This window comes from Mesorhizobium sp. BR1-1-13, from assembly GCF_020165515.1.
In the GTDB taxonomy this organism is placed as follows: Bacteria; Pseudomonadota; Alphaproteobacteria; order Rhizobiales; family Rhizobiaceae; genus Mesorhizobium.
In genome coordinates this window covers 368,818-385,550 of the sequence record NZ_JAIUIH010000005.1, presented here as the reverse complement: position 1 = coordinate 385,550, position 16,733 = coordinate 368,818, and the positions used below count along the sequence as shown (strand labels likewise).

General features: G+C 60.8%; 14 protein-coding genes. 13 read left to right on the top strand and 1 reads right to left on the bottom strand.

Translation table 11 applies throughout. From position 1 onward, the window contains the following. The first annotated feature begins 1 nt into the window (after window position 1). The 13 genes from tssF to LB533_RS15285 are packed head-to-tail and all read left to right on the top strand — an operon-like array spanning window position 2 to window position 15,538. On the top strand, window positions 2-1,876 hold the full coding sequence (tssF, locus tag LB533_RS15345) for a type VI secretion system baseplate subunit TssF (protein WP_224677635.1): 1,875 nt from the start codon (window positions 2-4) through the stop codon (window positions 1,874-1,876). Continuing rightward, window positions 1,840-2,907 carry a type VI secretion system baseplate subunit TssG gene (gene tssG / locus LB533_RS15340; protein ID WP_224677634.1) on the top strand — a complete coding sequence of 356 codons (1,068 nt, stop codon included), beginning with the start codon at window positions 1,840-1,842 and terminating at the stop codon, window positions 2,905-2,907. Before tssF ends, tssG begins: the two co-directional genes overlap by 37 nt. Then, window positions 2,904-4,367 (top strand): type VI secretion system-associated FHA domain protein TagH, encoded by a 1,464-nt coding sequence (tagH, locus tag LB533_RS15335; RefSeq protein WP_224677633.1) that lies wholly within the window; start codon window positions 2,904-2,906, stop codon window positions 4,365-4,367. Before tssG ends, tagH begins: the two co-directional genes overlap by 4 nt. Before the next feature lie 3 nt (window positions 4,368-4,370). Continuing rightward, a complete protein-coding gene (gene tssJ, locus LB533_RS15330; RefSeq protein ID WP_224677632.1) occupies window positions 4,371-4,823 on the top strand; it encodes a type VI secretion system lipoprotein TssJ in 453 nt (150 codons plus the stop codon). A 39-nt stretch (window positions 4,824-4,862) separates the two neighbouring features. Further along, on the top strand, window positions 4,863-6,197 hold the full coding sequence (tssK, locus tag LB533_RS15325; RefSeq protein ID WP_224677631.1) for a type VI secretion system baseplate subunit TssK: 1,335 nt from the start codon (window positions 4,863-4,865) through the stop codon (window positions 6,195-6,197). Between the two features lie 4 nt (window positions 6,198-6,201). Further along, window positions 6,202-7,524, top strand: coding sequence for a type IVB secretion system protein IcmH/DotU (icmH, locus tag LB533_RS15320; protein WP_224677630.1), 1,323 nt, complete (start codon window positions 6,202-6,204; stop codon window positions 7,522-7,524). A 1-nt stretch (window position 7,525) separates the two neighbouring features. Beyond that, complete coding sequence (gene tssM / locus LB533_RS15315; protein ID WP_224677629.1) at window positions 7,526-11,062, top strand: type VI secretion system membrane subunit TssM; 3,537 nt, start codon at window positions 7,526-7,528, stop codon at window positions 11,060-11,062. Continuing rightward, window positions 11,044-11,583, top strand: coding sequence for a type VI secretion system-associated protein TagF (gene tagF / locus LB533_RS15310; RefSeq protein ID WP_224677628.1), 540 nt, complete (start codon window positions 11,044-11,046; stop codon window positions 11,581-11,583). Before tssM ends, tagF begins: the two co-directional genes overlap by 19 nt. A 2-nt stretch (window positions 11,584-11,585) precedes the next feature. Further along, entirely contained in the window at window positions 11,586-12,455 is an 870-nt protein-coding gene (locus LB533_RS15305; RefSeq protein ID WP_224677626.1) for a PAAR-like domain-containing protein, read from the top strand. Next, complete coding sequence (locus LB533_RS15300; protein ID WP_224677624.1) at window positions 12,452-12,916, top strand: hypothetical protein; 465 nt, start codon at window positions 12,452-12,454, stop codon at window positions 12,914-12,916. Before LB533_RS15305 ends, LB533_RS15300 begins: the two co-directional genes overlap by 4 nt. 10 nt (window positions 12,917-12,926) lie before the next feature. Further along, window positions 12,927-13,409, top strand: coding sequence for a hypothetical protein (locus tag LB533_RS15295; RefSeq protein ID WP_224677622.1), 483 nt, complete (start codon window positions 12,927-12,929; stop codon window positions 13,407-13,409). A gap of 3 nt (window positions 13,410-13,412) precedes the next feature. Beyond that, on the top strand, window positions 13,413-14,498 hold the full coding sequence (locus LB533_RS15290; RefSeq protein WP_224677620.1) for a DUF2169 domain-containing protein: 1,086 nt from the start codon (window positions 13,413-13,415) through the stop codon (window positions 14,496-14,498). Then, window positions 14,495-15,538 (top strand): beta-ketoacyl synthase N-terminal-like domain-containing protein, encoded by a 1,044-nt coding sequence (locus tag LB533_RS15285; RefSeq protein WP_224677618.1) that lies wholly within the window; start codon window positions 14,495-14,497, stop codon window positions 15,536-15,538. The genes LB533_RS15290 and LB533_RS15285 overlap by 4 nt, the downstream gene beginning before the upstream one ends. A 26-nt stretch (window positions 15,539-15,564) precedes the next feature. Here the strand turns inward: LB533_RS15285 and LB533_RS15280 are convergent, their stop codons facing one another. Continuing rightward, on the bottom strand, window positions 15,565-16,728 hold the full coding sequence (locus LB533_RS15280; protein ID WP_224677616.1) for a hypothetical protein: 1,164 nt from the start codon (window positions 16,726-16,728) through the stop codon (window positions 15,565-15,567). Between the last annotated feature and the right edge of the window lie 5 nt (window positions 16,729-16,733).

The following is a 16,733-nucleotide window of genomic DNA, read 5'->3' as shown; positions in this document are numbered from 1 at the left end:
CATGGATAGGGTCTTCGTCGAATATTACGAGGAGGAACTAACCCATATCCGCGGCCTTGCGGCGGAATTTGCCGACATGCACCCGGCGGTGGCGCGCAACCTTTCCCTCGACACGGTCCCCTGTCCGGACCCCTATGTCGAGCGGCTGCTGGACGGCGTAGCTTTCCTTGCCGCGCGCACCCGGCTGAAGGTCGACGCCGAGCGTTCGCGATTCTCGCGCAGTGTCCTCGACGTCCTTTATCCTGATCTGATCACGCCGGCGCCAGCAACGGCGATGGTGGTGCTAAAGCCGGGCCAGCAGGTGCAGACCATGCTCGACGGCCATGTCGTCAAGCGCAACACGCGGCTGGTTTCCAGCCTGCAGCCCGGCCTGTCGACGCGCTGCACTTTCTCGACCGCGCAAGAAGTGACCCTATGGCCGATAGCGATTAATTCAGTCAGCTATTTCCAAGACCGCAGCGCCTTGGCGGCAGGCGGCATAGCCACGATCGGCGGTGTGCACGGCGAGGCGGCGCTCCGCATCACGCTGGCCCGGACCGGAAAGGGCAAGCTCCACGAATTGGCGCTCGACCGGCTCGACCTCTATTTTGCCAGGCGTACCAAGGCGTCGCTGCTGTTCGACGCGATTTTCGGCACTTGCTCGACCGTTGGCGCACGCGCGCAAGGCAACACCAACCCGTTCTCGCCCTTGCCGGCACCAGACATGGTCGGCATCAGCGACGACGAAGCCCTGATGCCGCGCACCCGCCCGACATTCGAGGGATACCGCCTGCTGCGCGAATACTTCATGATGCCCGAGCGCTTCCACTATGTGCGCGTTTCGGGGCTACAGCCCATCGTGCGTCGATGCGACACTGGGCTTGAGATCGTTTTCCTGTTCAGGCGTCCGGTGCCCGAGTTGGCCGATCTGACGCCGGCGGACTTCGAACTTTTCGCAACGCCGATCATCAATCTGTTCGAACGTGAGTGCAACGTGGTCGAGGTCGATGCGCGCAAGACACGCCAGGTGTTGCATGCAGACCGAACGCGCGCGCGCGACTTTGAAATCTATCGGATCATCCGCGTCGAGGACGCCGACACGGAAGGCAACGAGGCCGAAATTCCCGAACTCTTCAGCCTGGGGCAGAACAGCGGCAGTGGCTGGGTCTACTCAACCGAGCGGCGACCGCGGCGGGCGACGGAAGAGGAACGGCGCGATGGGCTGACCCGCACGTCATACACCGGCGACGATGTTTTCCTGGCCGTATCGCGGCCGCTTGTCACTCCGGCGAACCGGCCGCTGAAGCGTCTCGATGTCCTGGCCCTTTGCACCAATCGTGACCTGCCGATCCTCGACGACAGTCCGACGTTGACGCTGGAGGCCGGCGACCCGGTCGAAACCGTCAGCCTTCTTGGAGCCTTGCGTCCACCGCAGCCGGCGATCCCTGCGGCACTGCCCACAGGGGCCGACGGTGAATCGCGCGCCGACGACCTAGCCTGGCGATTGATTGCACAGCTCATGCTCAACTTCGTCAGCCTCGCCAAGGATGGCCGCGGCGTCGACCCGTTGCATGCGCTGCTCGACATCTACGCCGACCGCGGCGATCCGAGCCTTGCTCGCAACGTCCATTCGATCGTGCGCGTCGACTCCCGGCCCGTCGTCGAACGGCTGCAGATCAATGGGCCGATGTGCTTCGGACGCGGTACTGAGGTGACGTTGCACGTCGATGAATCGGTCCTGGCCGGCCAAAGCACCTTGCTGCTTTCGGCCTTGCTGGCACGGCTGTTTGCCCGCTATGTCGGAATAAACGGCTTCGTGCGGACCCGCACGCGGCTGCTGCAGAAGCAGGAGGATGTGCCATGGCCGATGACGCCCGGCAATCGCTACCTGATCTAGACAAGCCCACCCCAAGCACCGCCGAAGCTCTGTTTGAAGGGTTCGACTTTTTCGAACTGCTGCGCCGTCTCGAACAGGGCAACGGCCTTTTCGGCCATTCAGGCCGCCTCGACCGTGAGCCGGCACGGCTTGGCCAGCATGTGCGCCTCGCCTTTTCCGCGCGGGATCTGGTTCATTTCCGGGGAGCCGACGACGGCAAGCCGGCCCGGATCACGATTGCAAATCTCGGTCTGTTGGGACCCGAGGGTCCAATGCCGCTGCATCTGACACGCTGGGTGCTCGACCGCCTGTCGCAGCGCTGGTTCGCAGGCGCCGACGCACAGCTGACCAGCGATACGACCTTCGTGGACTTCGTCAACATTTTGCAACACCGCATGATCGCCCTCTATTATCGGGCGTGGGCGGATGCGCAACCGGCCGTACAGGTCGAACGCGCGGTCGGTGGGCGCATTCGCGCCATGCTTGCGGCCATGGCTGGGATCGGCCTTCCCGGCACCCAGAACATCGAGCTCGATACGGTGAAGCTTCGCCAGGCGGCTTCGCTCGCCAGCCAGGTCGAGGGCCCGGAACGATTGACGCTGTTCCTGGCCGAAGCGTTCAAGGTACCAGTACAGATCAAGGAATTCATCGCCGCCTGGACAACCATACCAGCCGGCCTCCAGACCTGCCTTGCAAAAGCCTATGCAGCGCTCGGCCGGGGGGCGACGATCGGCCCACGCGTTTTCAGCCGCCAAAGCAGGATCGAACTGCGGGTCGGCCCGCTGAAGTATGATGATTTCAAGGCATTCCTGCCTGGCAGTCAGCGGCTCCAACTGTTCAAGCAGGCCGTTCGCGAAATGGTCGGGGAATCGCTCGATGTCGACCTGCGCATCGTGCTTGCGCGTGATGCCGTGCCGCCGCCCCGTATCGGAGCGGTACAGCTTGGCCGAACCGCCTGGCTTGCGCGGCCCGCTGAAAGGGGCGATGCTGACGATATGCGGCTGCAGACAATCGTCGGATGGCGGCCGGAAATGGCGAGGGTCGCGGCATGAGTCTGCTGCTGACGCTGGAGCAAGGGCCACGCACCCAGGCGGTACGGCAGACTCGCTTGGACGACGGTGAGTTGGTGATCGGCCGCAGCGCGGACGCTGGCTGGCAGATCGACGATCCCGACATGTTCGTTTCGCGCGCTCATTGCAAGATCTCAGGCGGGCGAGACGGATATTTCGTTACCGACACGTCGAGCAGCGGGTTGTTCATAAACGATGCTCACAGCCCGCTCGGTCCGGGCAAGTCGACGCGCCTTCAAAGCGGCATGCGGCTGAGACTGGGCGACTATGTCGTCTATGTCGATGAGCAGCCGCCAACCGCTCAAGCATCCCCGGCCAGCCAGCCGGTGGCAGAACGCCTGCCGCCCGCATCGCGGGCGCCAGTGAGCATCGGCGGCGATGACTTCTTTTCCGCAAAGGTCGAGGAAGTGCCGCCACGGCCACGACCGGCCGATCTGCCGAACCCGTTCGAGCAGCCGATCCCTGGCGCGTTCGAGCGCGCCAGCCAGCGCAACTCGCCTGCTTTCGATGACCCGTTCAGCCTCGATCCGGTTTCAACGCCGGTGTCGAATAATGCAGCCGCTTATCTCGAGCCGGATAACGCGGCGAACCAGGCGGACCCGTTCAGCCTCGACCCACCCTCCTCTCCCAGCCGCGGAGCCGATACCGCTGCTGGAAAGCTGCGCGATTTCAATGATGATTTTGGTTTCGGACCGATCTCGACGCCCAGTTCGGCAGGCGGCACCGGCTCGACCGGACAGCGCGAGCGCGCCCAACCCTCGCAATCCGCCAGTCCTTGGGATCTGGCCAGGCAACCAGCCGATGTCCTGCCTCCATCGCACGCAGGTGCTGCCTCCGAACCTGGCCGCCCGGCGGCAACGGAGCAGCTGGGGGAGATGGCGCTTCGCTCCGCATTCCTGCACGGCATGGGCGTCGAGGAAGCCGATTTCCCCGGGCGCGACAGCATCGCGGAAATGGAAAAGTTCGGCCGCGAATACCGGCTGATGATGGAAGGCCTCATGCAGCTTCTGCGCAAACGGACCGAGGAGAAAGGAAACGCTCGCGTCGCCCAGACAATGGTCGGGGCCTCCGAAGTCAACCCGCTCAAGTTTCTGCCCACGGTCGACGACGCCATCGTGACGCTTATCGCCGAGCGCAGCCCCGGATTTCTCGCCGGTGAGGCGGCAATCGCCGATGCAATTCGCGATCTAGCGCAACATCACGTGCGCGCCTGGCGAGGCATACAGGCCGCTTTGCGACGGATGATTGATCGTTTTGACCCGGCAGTGATCGAGGAAGAGCTGAAATCGAATTCGGCGATCGGCACCCTGCTTTCTGGCGGGCGCGGCGCCAAGCTGTGGGAGCTCTATCAGAAACGCCATCGTGAAATTGCCGAGAGCGCGGAAAAAAGCTTCCTTGGGGAAATCGGTACTGATTTTCGAGATGCATATGAGGAGGAGTGAGCCATGATCGACCGACGTGAATTGATGATTGCCCTAGGCGCGACCGGGCTGCTTGCGGCGTGCCAGAGCGGTCCGCCAAAGCCGTCGGTGATCACCGTCAATGTGAGCGGCGCGGCCGGGATGAACCCGGGGCCAGGTGGCGGCGACCGGCCGGTGACGGTCCTCGTGATGCGCTTGAAAAGCGCCGGCAAATTCAATTCCGCTGACTACTTTGCGCTGCAGGGGGATGCCGGCAGCGCACTCGCAGGAGATCTTATCGGATCCGACCAGATCGCCGTTGCGCCGGGAAAATCCGCATCCAAGACCATCACGGTCGAGCCGGACGCGACGGCTCTGGGCTTCGTTGCACTGATCCGCGAACCTGGCGGCAGGAACTGGCGGACAACCAAGTCGGTGTCGCCGGGATCGCAATTCACCATCAATGTCACGTTGGGCAGCGGCGGCATCTCCGCCTAGCAGCCAAGGCAAGGGGAGCTCAATGCAGAGAACAGCGGCATGAGCGATGCAAACAGGGTGCTATGGTCCGAAGGACTTTTCCTGCGAACCCAGCATTTCCAGCAGCAGGATCGCTTCTTCGAGGCGACGGTGCGCGGCGCCTTGCAGGCCGGACAACTGCATACGTTCGGCTTTCGACAGCTGACGCTGGACCAGGTATTGCTGGAGGCCGGCCAGATCGCGATCCTGTCAGCCCGGGGCATCTTCCCGGACGGGACGCCTTTTTCGATTCCAGATTTGATGGACCCACCGCGACCGCTGCCGGTCACCCCCGACACGGGCGCAGGGCCGGTGCTGGTCGCCTTGCCGCTGGAGCCTCCCGGCGGTGTCGGCTTCGATCCGGCACACGCCGCCGCCTCGGGAGCGCGATATCATGGGCGGATCGTTTCCGTGCGCGACGCTGTCCAGGGCGGTTCGGATCCTGAAGAAATCGAAATCGCCCGTCCGCAGGCGCTGCTGCTTGCACCCGGCAAGTCGGTTGGGGGCTACACCGCCTTGCCTATCGCCGATCTCAAGGGAGTTCGGGCCGATGGCGGCGTCTCTCTGGACGAGACCTTCCTGCCACCGGCACTGGTTACCGGCGCGGTGGCCTGGTATCGGCAATTGCTTCAGGAAGTTGTCACCGGCCTCGACCAGATCGCCGAGGCGCATGGCAAGATGGTCATGGGCGGGCCTGGGCGCAGTGTCGAAGATCTGTTGATGCTCAATCTCGCCAATGCGGCGCGTCCGCGATTGGCTCACATGCTGGCGCAAGATGTCTTCCATCCGGCCGAGCTTTATCTGGAGCTTGCCGGGCTCGCCGGTTCGATGGCAACTTACGGATCGAGCGCGCGGCGGTTGGGAGAGTTACCCGCTTACGATCACATGGCGCCCGGCCCTGCTTATTCGGCGCTGGCGGATGCCCTGCGCTCGCTCATTCTCAGCCTGCGTTACATCGAGCCGAAATCGCGCGCCCTGCCTGTCATGCGGCACTCGACCAATGTCTGGAAGGTTCGCATCGACAACCCGAAACTGCTGGTGGCCAGCCGGATCGTCATCCGGGTCGGTTCTGAGCTGTCGGAGGATGCGTTGCGAAAGATCTTCGTCAATCAGGCAACCGTCGGTTCGGCCGACCAGTTCGAGGGCCTGTGGAAATCGCGCTTGCCCGGCATTCCGCTGAAACCGCTTCATTCCCAGCCACGCGAAATCCCTTACGATGGCGATCGATTGTGCCTCGAGCTGGACCAGAAAAGTGAGCATTGGGCGTCGCTGCTCGATGCACCAGGCTTCGTCATCGGCGTTTCGGGCGTGTTGCCAAGCGAGCCGCAGGTGGACTGCTATTCGGTGAACAGGTGAGATGATGAGCGCCGATGATCCTTTCGGACTGGCGGAGGATCGCGAACGCACTCGCATAAAATTGAGTGGCGCCCCGATGCCGCGGCCCCTGGCGCCCCTTTTGCCGGGCGCGCCAGTAAAGCGGTCTCGCACCCACCCGAATGCGCTCGTCAACGCATTCGCGCCGTTGCTCGAGTTCGCTCCCGAGCTTGAGAGCGCGCTGCCGCCAGAAAATCCGGAAATATTGCGGACCCGATTGCTCGAAGAGCTGGTTCGTGCACGCGACACTGCAATGTCAACGGGTTCCTCGATGGAGCGGGCCGACAAGGCAGCCTGGCTGGTGGCGGCCTTGCTCGACGACCTGGCCCTGAACACGCCATGGGGCGGCGCCAGCGCCTGGCCGCGTCAGCCGCTTGTGGTCATGCTGCGCGGCGATGTCGATGCCGGCACGCAATTCTTCACGCGTCTCGACGAACTTGAGCGCCATCCGAACCGGGATCGCGAATTGCTTGAGCTGCAGTACGATTGCCTGGCGCTGGGCTTCCGTGGCAAATATCGTGTGCCTGGCCGGTCAGGCGACCGCTCGCTCAATGCCGTTCGCGTGGCGGCCGCCCGCGTCCTGCGTGATGCCGATGCCGAAGGCGCGCCGCTGGCCCCAAACTGGAAAGGTGTCATCGCGTCCGACGAGCCGCAGCGCTTCATCGTGCCGATCTGGGTTATGGCGCTCGCCGCGGCGGTTATTGCCACAGCGATCCATATCGGGCTGTCAATGGGATTGAGCAGCCAGGCGGTCGAGCTGTCCGCACTTGTTCGCGCCCTGCCCCCGCCTGCGCGTGGCGACATCAGCCGTGCGTCGCCCAAGGTCGATGCCCCGCCACCGGAGAAGGTGGATTTTGCGCTGTTGCCGGAATTTCAGGCCGCCGCACCGGCCGAGCTTAAATCTGCTCTCACCGGCACCGAGAGCGTTTCGCTTGCCAAGCTGATCATCCAGGCTTCCAATCCCGAACTGTTCCAGTCGTCGCGGCCACAACTGACCGACGGCTTCGAGCCCCTGATCGGGTCGATCGCCAAGGTGATCCTCGCCAATCAGGACCTGATCGGAAACATCACGGTGGTCGGTCATACTGACAGCGTTCCACTACAAAAATCCAATCCGCTGTCTACCAACCAGCGCCTGTCCGAGGCTCGCGCCCGCACGATCGCCGACATGCTGGTCCAGAACGGAGTGCCGCAGGACCGGGTGCATTCCGAGGGGCGGGCGGCCACCGATCCCGTGGCCAGCGACAGCACGCGCGAGGGGCGAGCCTTGAACCGCCGCGTCGAGGTGATGGTCGAAAAGAGGCTGTGAGATGTTCATCCTGCGCTTCATCTGGGCGGTCCTGACTTCGCGCTGGCTGTGGACGCTGCTCGGCCTCACCCTGCTTTCCTTGGTTATCTGGATCTTCGGTCCGATCGTCAGGGTCGGTCCCTACGAGCCCTTCGCTTCCGAGAATGTGCGCATCGTCATCATCGCGCTGCTGGTTATTTTCTGGTTGGTCTGGCTGATCGTCACCCAGCGCCGGGCGATCCGTGCCAACCGCCTGTTCGTCGCCGAGATTGCCGCGCCGGCGATGGAGAAGCCGCTTAGCCCGGGCGAAGAGAACGTCGCTGCCGTCGGTGCCAAGTTCGCTGATGTGATGGCCGAACTGAAGCGTCGCAAGCTGGGCGGGCGCAAGTTTCTGCGCGAGATGCCATGGTACGTCATCGTCGGGCCGCCGGCGACCGGAAAAACCACGGCCTTGCGGCAGTCCGGGCTGAACTTTCCGATCGACCTTACCGACGATTTGCAGGGGGTCGGGGGCACACGCAACTGCGACTGGTTCTTTTCCGAGAACGCGGTTTTGATCGATACTGCCGGTCGCTACGTCCAACAGGAGAGCCAGCCCGATGTCGACGCGGCGGAATGGCTGGGCTTCCTCGACCTTTTGAAGAAGCACCGGGGCCGCCGCGCGCTGAACGGTGTGATCGTCGCGCTTTCGATTGACGTGCTTTCGGAAGGCGACGAAACCATCAAGGCGCATGGCCGCAAGATCCGCCGCCGGTTGGCCGAGCTCAACGACCGGCTCGAAATCCGGCTGCCGGTCTATCTAATGCTGACCAAGGCCGATCTGATCAAGGGTTTCGAGGCTTTCTTCGGCAGCTTGTCCACCGCCTCGCGCGAGCAGGTATGGGGAACGACCTTCGCGTTGAACGCACGTGTGGATGCCAAGACCATCGAACGCGAAATCTCAACGCTGGCGACTGAGCTCGAACGGCGCCTGGTGCCACGCCTTGAGGACGAAGACAAACTCGCCGCCCGTGCCGAGATCTTCCGGTTTCCCGCCCAACTCGCAAGCCTGTCCGAACCGATCCAGGTGCTGGTCGAAGCGATGTTCGGCGAAAGCCGGTATGAGGAGGCCGCTTGGCTGCGTGGCCTCTACCTGACATCGGCGACGCAGGAAGGGGCGCCCATCGACCGGCTGACCGCCGCGCTGTCTTCTTCCTTCGGCCTTGCGCCCCGGCGGGCCCTGCCCGCACCAAGGGTCGAGAAGCGCAGCTTCTTCCTGAAGAACCTGCTCACCCATGTCATCTTCAAGGAAGCAGGTCTCGGCACGTTTGACCCGCTGGTGCAACGCCGCCGCACCTGGATCTGGCGGGGTGCGGCTGCTGGCTGCGCGGCGGCGGCGTTACTGGCTGGTGGGCTGTTCACCTGGGCCTACTTTGACAACCGCAACGCGATAGCGGCCCAGGCGAGCCAGTTCGAGGCGCTGCAAGAGCCGCTGACCGCAATTGCCGCCAACCCTGCATCGGTTGAGCAACCTGCCATGGATGGGGCGCTCGAGGCGATGGACGCGGTTGCCAACGCTCGCACACCACCGCCGGGCGCGGCTCAGGATCTGCTAGGCCCATCAGCCTCGGCGGAACTGGCCAGAGCACAGGCCGACACCTACGATCACGCTCTGCGTAACGTGCTCGAACCACGGATGCTGGCACTGCTCGAGGCGACGATGTGGCGACAGATTCGCGATCCGGATTTCATGCTCGGTGCGCTCAAGACCTATCGCATGATGACCGGCCTGTCGCAGATGGATGCCGATTACGCCCAGAACTGGTGGGTGAACAGCCTGCCCGAATTCGCCGCCGCCGCACCATTTCCGACAGCCGATGCCGAAGAACATCAGCTTGCCGCCATCCGGCGCATGAGCGTCGATGAAAGTTATATCGCACCGGACCAGGCCCTGTTTGGTGAAGCGCTCAAAACAGTTTGCACCATTTCCTTGCCGGCACGTGGCTACAAGCAGTTGCTGGCCGACCCGGCAGTGACCGGGCTGAAGGAATGGATACCGGCCAATTTCGCCGGCCCAAACGGGGGCAAGGTGTTTGCGCGGCGTTCCGGCAAGACACTTCGCGTTGGCATTTCGGGAGCTTTCACCTATTCCGGCTTCCACGACGTCATTCTCGACCGCATCGACGATGTCGCCGCCCAGGCGGCGCTCGATCGTGCCGTTTTCGCCGGCGGCTGCTCGGAAAACGCCGAGACCTCGGTTTCGGCGCTGTCCGAGGATATTCTAAAGCTCTACTATGACGACTACATTGCGCAATGGGACAGCTTCTTGCGGGACATGAGGCTCGCGCCATTGACCGATCTCAATGTCGCCAGCGAAAATCTGAAAGACCTTTCGAGCGCGGATTCGGCGCTGAAGCGGCTGCTCACGGCGGTCGTCCAGGAGACCGAACTGACGCGCTCCGATGACGCGCCTGCCGACAACAAGGCGGCGACTAAAGGCGCGTCAAAGCTGCTCGGCAAGCTGGGCAAGCTCGGCAAGCTGGCGACATCAGGTGCCAAGCTGCTTCCCCGCGCCGGCTCCGCCGACCAGGTGGATCTCACCGGAAATCTGGTGGCCGAGCATTTCAAATCGCTCAAGAGCACCATCGCCGAGGTCGAAGGCCAGCCGCCGGCACTGGATGCCGCCGTTGTAGCGCTGACCGCGCTTTCGAACGTCCTGCAGACGGTCACCGCCAACCCCAACCCGCAGGACGCGATCAAGAAGCAGGGCGGCCTTGCCGAACTCACCGGTGCGGTCGCCAGGCAGGCTCAGATCCTGCCCGACCCCATCAACAGTTGGCTGGGCGGGATTGCCGGCGACACCAGCAATTTGACCCAGAAGGCGGTCACTTCAGAACTCAACGCCATCTGGCGCGCCGACATACTGCCTTTCTGCCAGGCAGCGCTAAACGATCGCTATCCCTTCAGTGAAGACAGTGCGGTCGACGTCAATGTGCGTGATTTCGCCAGGCTGTTCGGACCGGCCGGACTGATCGACGGCTTCATCAACGATCACCTGATCAACTATGTCGATACGACTGGCCAGCCATGGAAATGGCGCGCCGATTTCGGCCTCGATCCTTCGGCTCTGGCAGCCTTCGAACAGGCCAGGCACATCCGCGACGACCTCTTTCCCGGGGGTACCGGACCGGTGATGAGCTTCACGCTGGAACCGAAGGATCTTTCCCCGAACGTGACCCGTGTCACGCTCAATCTCGATGGCCAGAATCTCGTCTACTACAACAACGCTACGAGGCCGCAACCAATGACGTGGCCCGGCAAGGACGGCACCGGCGTCATTTCACTCGCATTCCAGCCGATCGACGGCTCGCCCGAAATCATGCTCAACGAGACTGGCAGTTGGGCGTGGCTCAGGATGCTGCGCGGTGGCCGTTTCGCCGGCACTTCGCTGACCGATGTCTATAGCCTGCGGCTCGGGACGAAAGCCATGTGGGCCGATTTCGAACTCAAGGCCGCCAGCGTAGAAAACCCCTACAACCTGGAAATGTTCAAGAAGTTCACATGTCCGCCGCAGATATGAACACCGGCTTCTTCGGCAAGATTCCGGCGACCGGAGATTTCGTCGCCTGGAACCTGCCGCGCACCTTCATCGACCGCTGGGACCGCTGGATGTCAATGGAACTGCGCGCTCGGCCGGATGAGGGCGAGTTGGACTCGCGCTGCTGGCGTTTCACGGTGCCGGAAGGCATCTTCAGCGACCAGCCTTGCGCCGGAGCGTGGCGGATGAGTGAGGATCGGGCGGGCAGGAGATATCCGTTCGTAATTGCAATGGTGGGAGGTACGCCTAGGGCAGCTGACCCGTGGTTTGACTCCGTTTGCGCGGTGGTCAGGGCCGCCGTGGTCGACTTCTGGACGACACCAGAACTCATCGAGAATCTGAGCCGGCTTAAGAAGATTGCCGAACTTGATCCCACGCCGGAAATTTCTTTCTGGTCTATCGACTGGGAGGTCCAGGAAGTCAAATTTGCCAACATTTATGATCTTGCCGAGCAAGCATTGCCGATCATGCGCGCAGAGCGGCCAACCAGCGAGGTATCTTGAGGATGGGTAACAATGTCTATGCAGAAAGTATGGGGTTCTTCCACAAGGGCAGCAGCGGCCAAGGTGTTGCGCCGGGTGATGTCTGCCTCAGCCCTCCATCTCCTCCCGCCGGTCCGGTTCCAGTCCCATACGTAAACATGCTTTCGGCCGGCGATCTCGCCAAGGGTAGCAAAAGCGTCAAGATCCAGGGCAATCCAACCGCTATGGAAAACGCTTCCGAGGTGTCGACCAGCAAGGGAAACGAGCCTGCGACACAAGGGCTTGGAGCGGGTGTGGTCACTCACAAGATACAAGGGAAAGGCGTCTTCAAACTGTGGTCCTTCGTCGTGAAGGTCGAAGGAAAAGGCGCCGATCGACATGGCGACATGATGGCCCAGAATACCGCAAGCGACCTGCCAAATTGCATCGACGCGCAAGCGATGGTCAACTTCAAGAAAACACTTTCTCTCACGTCGCTGGAGAAGGAATGCGACCCTCACTATGACGGTAAGAAGCATCGTCAGGCAACGACAGAAAATCAGCGCGACTCCGTCAATAAGAAGGACAGCAAATGCTGGGAATGCGTGCGTGATCTAAAAACTGCCGTTCCTCCACTCAAAGCCCAGATTCAAAAAAAGCTCGACGATTATGCGGCAACGGGAAAGCCGCGCCATCGCGCGGATCACCAGCCTCCGGAGAATGTTTGCTGGGAAATGGGCGGCTGCCACCTGGACCCAAGTCCACAGGCGTTCAAAGACGCGATGAAGGACGAGAAGATGACGGTCGTTCCTCATTGCCCGGAGCATAGCAGCAGCCAAGGGGGAAAGATGTCTCATCTACCACATGAGGATGTTGTGGCAAATATGAAGGCTGCGACGAGTGCAGCAATATGACCGACATTAAGACAAATGACGATCTGATCCACGAGTATGAGAAGATCCAGCTGATGTGGGCCGCGGAGGTCCGCGCCGAGATTCCGCACTTGCTTGAGTGGTGGGCATCGACAAAAGATCGACTTGAGAAAGTCGAAGAAAACCTTACGTATGTTCGTTGGCCTTGCGGATTTATTCCTCATCCCCGGGTCATAGAGATATACAGGCGCTACTTCTTCGTTCTGCATGACCTCAACAAAGCAGTTGGCGAATATGAGGATTATCGTACGGACAACTTAATCTACGAAGGTTGGGGCACAGATGCGAAGGAGGCATCTGCGGCGCAAACTGTACCCACACCCGTACCGCCAAACGTGCTGCTCCTCGATGAAATCAAGGGCTACGCTCCTGATCTTTGGGGTTATATGCAAAAATTCTTATATCTTCCAATTGGCGAAAACGAAAAACTTGAGTTGTGCTGACATGCCAAGGATGAGAACAGACCATAATATCTACAGTGGCATCCATCGACTGCATAACGCACCGAAAGATGTTTATACTAAACGTGATTATGCCACCGCCCGCATCGGGTATGACGACGCTCCGCCCGAATGCAAGGCGCTTTTCGCTGATTATTGCCGGGACCTTAAGGACGCATACGACAACGCGCGCGCCGTTTGGGAAGCAAAGATCGATAGCCTCCAAGCAACTGGCGTGTCAGAAAAAAACGCCATCGCCCAACTTTTGCGCGACCGGATTGCCGGTCCAGCCGATCATCGCATGCTGACTGGCGTCATTCGGAAATATTGGCTCGCTTGCGACGAACAAAACCGCGGTCGTCCAGATTTTTGGGTTCCGCCCGAAACCTTTGCGATCAAATGGTTCTATGATCAGCAAAACGAAGACTTCCTCCAGCTATTGTCAGCTTTGCCCTATTGGCCGATCGGGTTGGACAGGAACGGTGATTGGTGTTGATGAATGCCGTTTGACATCCTCATTGAGAATAAGACATCTTTCACCGCTGGTTCGATTGTTCAGTTAGATGCGGACGGGCAAGAGAACTTTGTAGTCGTCTTGTCCGCCAGTTTCTCTGTGTCTGAAGATGGGGCTATCGTCGTGGCCGAGGAACAAGTCCCTGTCATCTTCGGCGACGAACCGTTCCGGGATGGTGCCTTCTCTTCAAACCGGTACGAAGCCGACATAGCCTCCCACAAGCCGGGCGTTGAAGTCATCGTCAATGGCATGGCTTATGCACCGGGTGGTAAACCTGTACAGGAAATGCAGGTTGGATTGCGAATTGGATCCGTCAGAAAGGTTCTTCGTGTCGTAGGCGATCGTTCGCTTGCGATGGGCAGCTTCAGCGCGCCGGATCCGTTCGTCAAGATGGCGATCGTCTATGAAAGAGCCTTTGGCGGCGCAACGGCAGATGGCAGGGTATACGAGAAGAATCCTGTTGGCATCGGCTTTGGGAAAGCTCGCTCCCCGGACACGACCGTTACCAGCGAAGCACCCAACATTTTTTATCCAACCGACAATATCAATAGTCTTGCAAGCCAGCCCAGGCCAGCCGGGTTCGGAGTCATCGGACGTGGGTGGCAACCGCGGCTCAAGCTTGCCGGCACGTACGATCCGCACTGGATCGATACACAATGGCCTCTTCCCCCCAAAGACTTTGACCCACGGTACAATCTGTGTGCGCCTGCCGATCAACAAATGGAGCGTTTGGTCGGCAACGATCAGGTGAGCCTCGTAGGGATGACGAAAAACGGTCGCTGGGACTTCCGCCTTCCACACGTCATCGCTCCTGTGCACCTGGTCTATGCGGATAGGGTTGAATATGAAAGATTCATCGCGGACACCATTATCATCGAACCTGACCTTTCCCGCGTCACTCTGAAATCCCGCTTTTGTCGCATTATCGAGCGAATTCAACCGCCGCTTCTCGCTGTTGTATTTGGCTACGTGACACCAGCGTACCTGTTGGCGATGCGCAAGAGAAAGACGCACCTCCCGCTTGGGGCTGCGGAACGGCATACCGATGACCGCCCACAGTGGAGCCAATGAACGGGCCGATTCATATCGTGGGAGCAGGCGCCACGACCGCGGCCGGATTGGACGCGAGGCAAACGCTGGCTTCATTTCGAGCTGCCCATTCGGCATTAGAAGAAACATTATTGTTCGACGATAAACTCGTCGTGCAGATCTCTGCAGTCATCCCGGCCCACGCAGCAAAGGCAGAAACACCTTTCGCTTGGCTGCGCAATCTTGCAGCCCGCGCGCTTTCGAACGCATTAGCCGGAACCAATAAGCCGGCGTCGCAAACAGCCGTCATCATGACTCTTCCTGAGTCATTTCGCTCTCATCCTGCATTTGATGCAAACCCTAGGGCGACATTCCTGAAATCGGTCATTCGCGAAACCAAGCATGATTTCAACGCAGCATCTATTCAGATTGACGGTGGCGCGGCGGCGGTCATCCATGCTGTCGAAATCGCTGCCGAAATGCTTCACCACCCTGGAATTGCGCAGGTCATTGTCGGTGGCGTCGATAACCTTGTGAATAAGTACGATATTGCGAGACTGGGCGAGGCCAGACGGCTAAAGAATGCTGAGAACGCGCAGGGGCTCGTACCCGGAGAGGGATCTGCATTCGTCAACCTTGCGCTCCGCCCCAACCAACACGCTCCCTACTCCGCGACCATTAACAATGTTGCTGTCTTCAGCGAGCGCGATGCGGCTTTGACGACGCGCTATAGCCAAGGTCGGGCAATGCTTGACGCTCTACGCAAGGCGGCAAGTGGCCCAGGGCCAGCCGAGCCGCAGATCAACTTCGTTGTTTCCAACGGAAATGGAGAACGCTACGGCGCGCTCGAGGCGCTTATCTACCGTTCCCGCTTCTATCGTACCCGCCGGGAAATCTTGCCCACCGCCTATCCTGCTATGACGGTCGGCGACATCGGTGCAGCGAGCGGTGCATTGGCGCTCATGGTGGCGGCGGATAGTCTCACGAAGGGTTATGCACCGGGGCCGGTGGCCATGGTCGAGGTTGCCTCCGAAGGCGGTTTGCGCGCAGCTGCGGTAGTCAGTCGCGTCGGCGTCCGCTGATCCGAGCTTTGCGTAGAACTGAAAGCCTACATCCACGCCGGAAACTGGCGTGTCCGCCGCCAGTCGACCAATGGTGCGAATGGATTTGCGAGCGCGGCGCGATAGGCGTCAAGCTTCAAACGGCACATCGACAGGAAGCGTTCATGCTTGTCCGGCCCGCGGCCCTTGTCCCACCATGTCTCGACCTTGTCCGCGACCGGTAGGGGATAATCTTCGATCTGATGGAATTTCTCGCCGAGGCTCGGTGGATCTATTGTGAACACATCGGTGTCGTTGAAATCCACTTCAAACAAATCGCGCAAAGCGAGGCCGGAAGAATAAGCAAGATCAGGTTCGCGCATCTTCTCGATCAGCCATGGCATGATCGATCTGTCGCCAAACAGACCGATTGCCGCGATGGCTTGTGCATGCAGCGAAGACTGATCAAGACGCTCCTGGAGCCAACTCTTGCCGGCTTTGCCCGGAGTGGCCAGCAAACGCATCTTGAAGGCTTGGGTAGCAATAGCTGGCTCCAGGCGCGCAAGTTTGTCGAGCGCCGGATAAGCGCTGAGCGCCTCGCCGAGCACGCATGCGGCGCAAGCTGCCGTCAGCCGTTCATCGGAGTCATTTGCATCCAGCGCTTTCAGGATTGCGGGGAGCAGATCGCGGCGCTTGATTGCGCCAGCCAAACGGATCGCGCGGGTGCGAACGCCTATGTCATCGTTGGCTATCAGATCGTTGAGCCGCACTCCCAGATCGACCCGGCAATGCCAGACTGCACTGAGCCCGAGGCTGAGCAGCAGAGGTTCCTTAGCATCCAACCACTTGCCGACGTGGGGCCGCAGCCGCTCATACGGCATACGGGCGATCGCACCCGACAGGCCTTGAATGCCGCCCTCCCCGATGGAAGCCGCAGCTTCAAGCGTGGCCGAAATGGCCGTTCCGTCACCCCAATGGAAGGCAAGCGCGCCCATGACAAAAAGTTCGGCTGGTTCGGCATAGTCTGAAAAGCGGGCAACTGCCAGTTTCCAGGCAGCTTCTCCTGAAGCGAACAAGCCTTCCAGATTGGCATCAAGCCGCTGGTCAATACGACCAATGTCGATTTCTCCGAGAATCTGGCCGTCGATTTCACGGCGGCGACGCGACCACAAAAAGGCTGCGTCCTCCACATGCTGCGTCACGATGGTCGCGATCGTCGCGATGCGCTGCATCGGGA

Excerpts from the sequence above, each read along its gene's own strand:
- tssM (WP_224677629.1), top strand. The coding sequence starts at position 7,526 with ATGTTCATCCTGCGCTTCATCTGGGCGGTCCTGACTTCGCGCTGGCTG.
- tssK (WP_224677631.1), top strand. The coding sequence starts at position 4,863 with ATGAGCGATGCAAACAGGGTGCTATGGTCCGAAGGACTTTTCCTGCGA.
- tssJ (WP_224677632.1), top strand. The coding sequence starts at position 4,371 with ATGATCGACCGACGTGAATTGATGATTGCCCTAGGCGCGACCGGGCTG.
- tagH (WP_224677633.1), top strand. The coding sequence starts at position 2,904 with ATGAGTCTGCTGCTGACGCTGGAGCAAGGGCCACGCACCCAGGCGGTA.
- LB533_RS15295 (WP_224677622.1), top strand. The coding sequence starts at position 12,927 with ATGAGAACAGACCATAATATCTACAGTGGCATCCATCGACTGCATAAC.
- LB533_RS15285 (WP_224677618.1), top strand. The coding sequence starts at position 14,495 with ATGAACGGGCCGATTCATATCGTGGGAGCAGGCGCCACGACCGCGGCC.
- tssG (WP_224677634.1), top strand. The coding sequence starts at position 1,840 with ATGGCCGATGACGCCCGGCAATCGCTACCTGATCTAGACAAGCCCACC.
- LB533_RS15305 (WP_224677626.1), top strand. The coding sequence starts at position 11,586 with ATGGGTAACAATGTCTATGCAGAAAGTATGGGGTTCTTCCACAAGGGC.
- tagF (WP_224677628.1), top strand. The coding sequence starts at position 11,044 with ATGTCCGCCGCAGATATGAACACCGGCTTCTTCGGCAAGATTCCGGCG.
- LB533_RS15300 (WP_224677624.1), top strand. The coding sequence starts at position 12,452 with ATGACCGACATTAAGACAAATGACGATCTGATCCACGAGTATGAGAAG.
- LB533_RS15280 (WP_224677616.1), bottom strand. The coding sequence starts at position 16,728 with ATGCAGCGCATCGCGACGATCGCGACCATCGTGACGCAGCATGTGGAG.
- LB533_RS15290 (WP_224677620.1), top strand. The coding sequence starts at position 13,413 with ATGCCGTTTGACATCCTCATTGAGAATAAGACATCTTTCACCGCTGGT.
- icmH (WP_224677630.1), top strand. The coding sequence starts at position 6,202 with ATGAGCGCCGATGATCCTTTCGGACTGGCGGAGGATCGCGAACGCACT.
- tssF (WP_224677635.1), top strand. The coding sequence starts at position 2 with ATGGATAGGGTCTTCGTCGAATATTACGAGGAGGAACTAACCCATATC.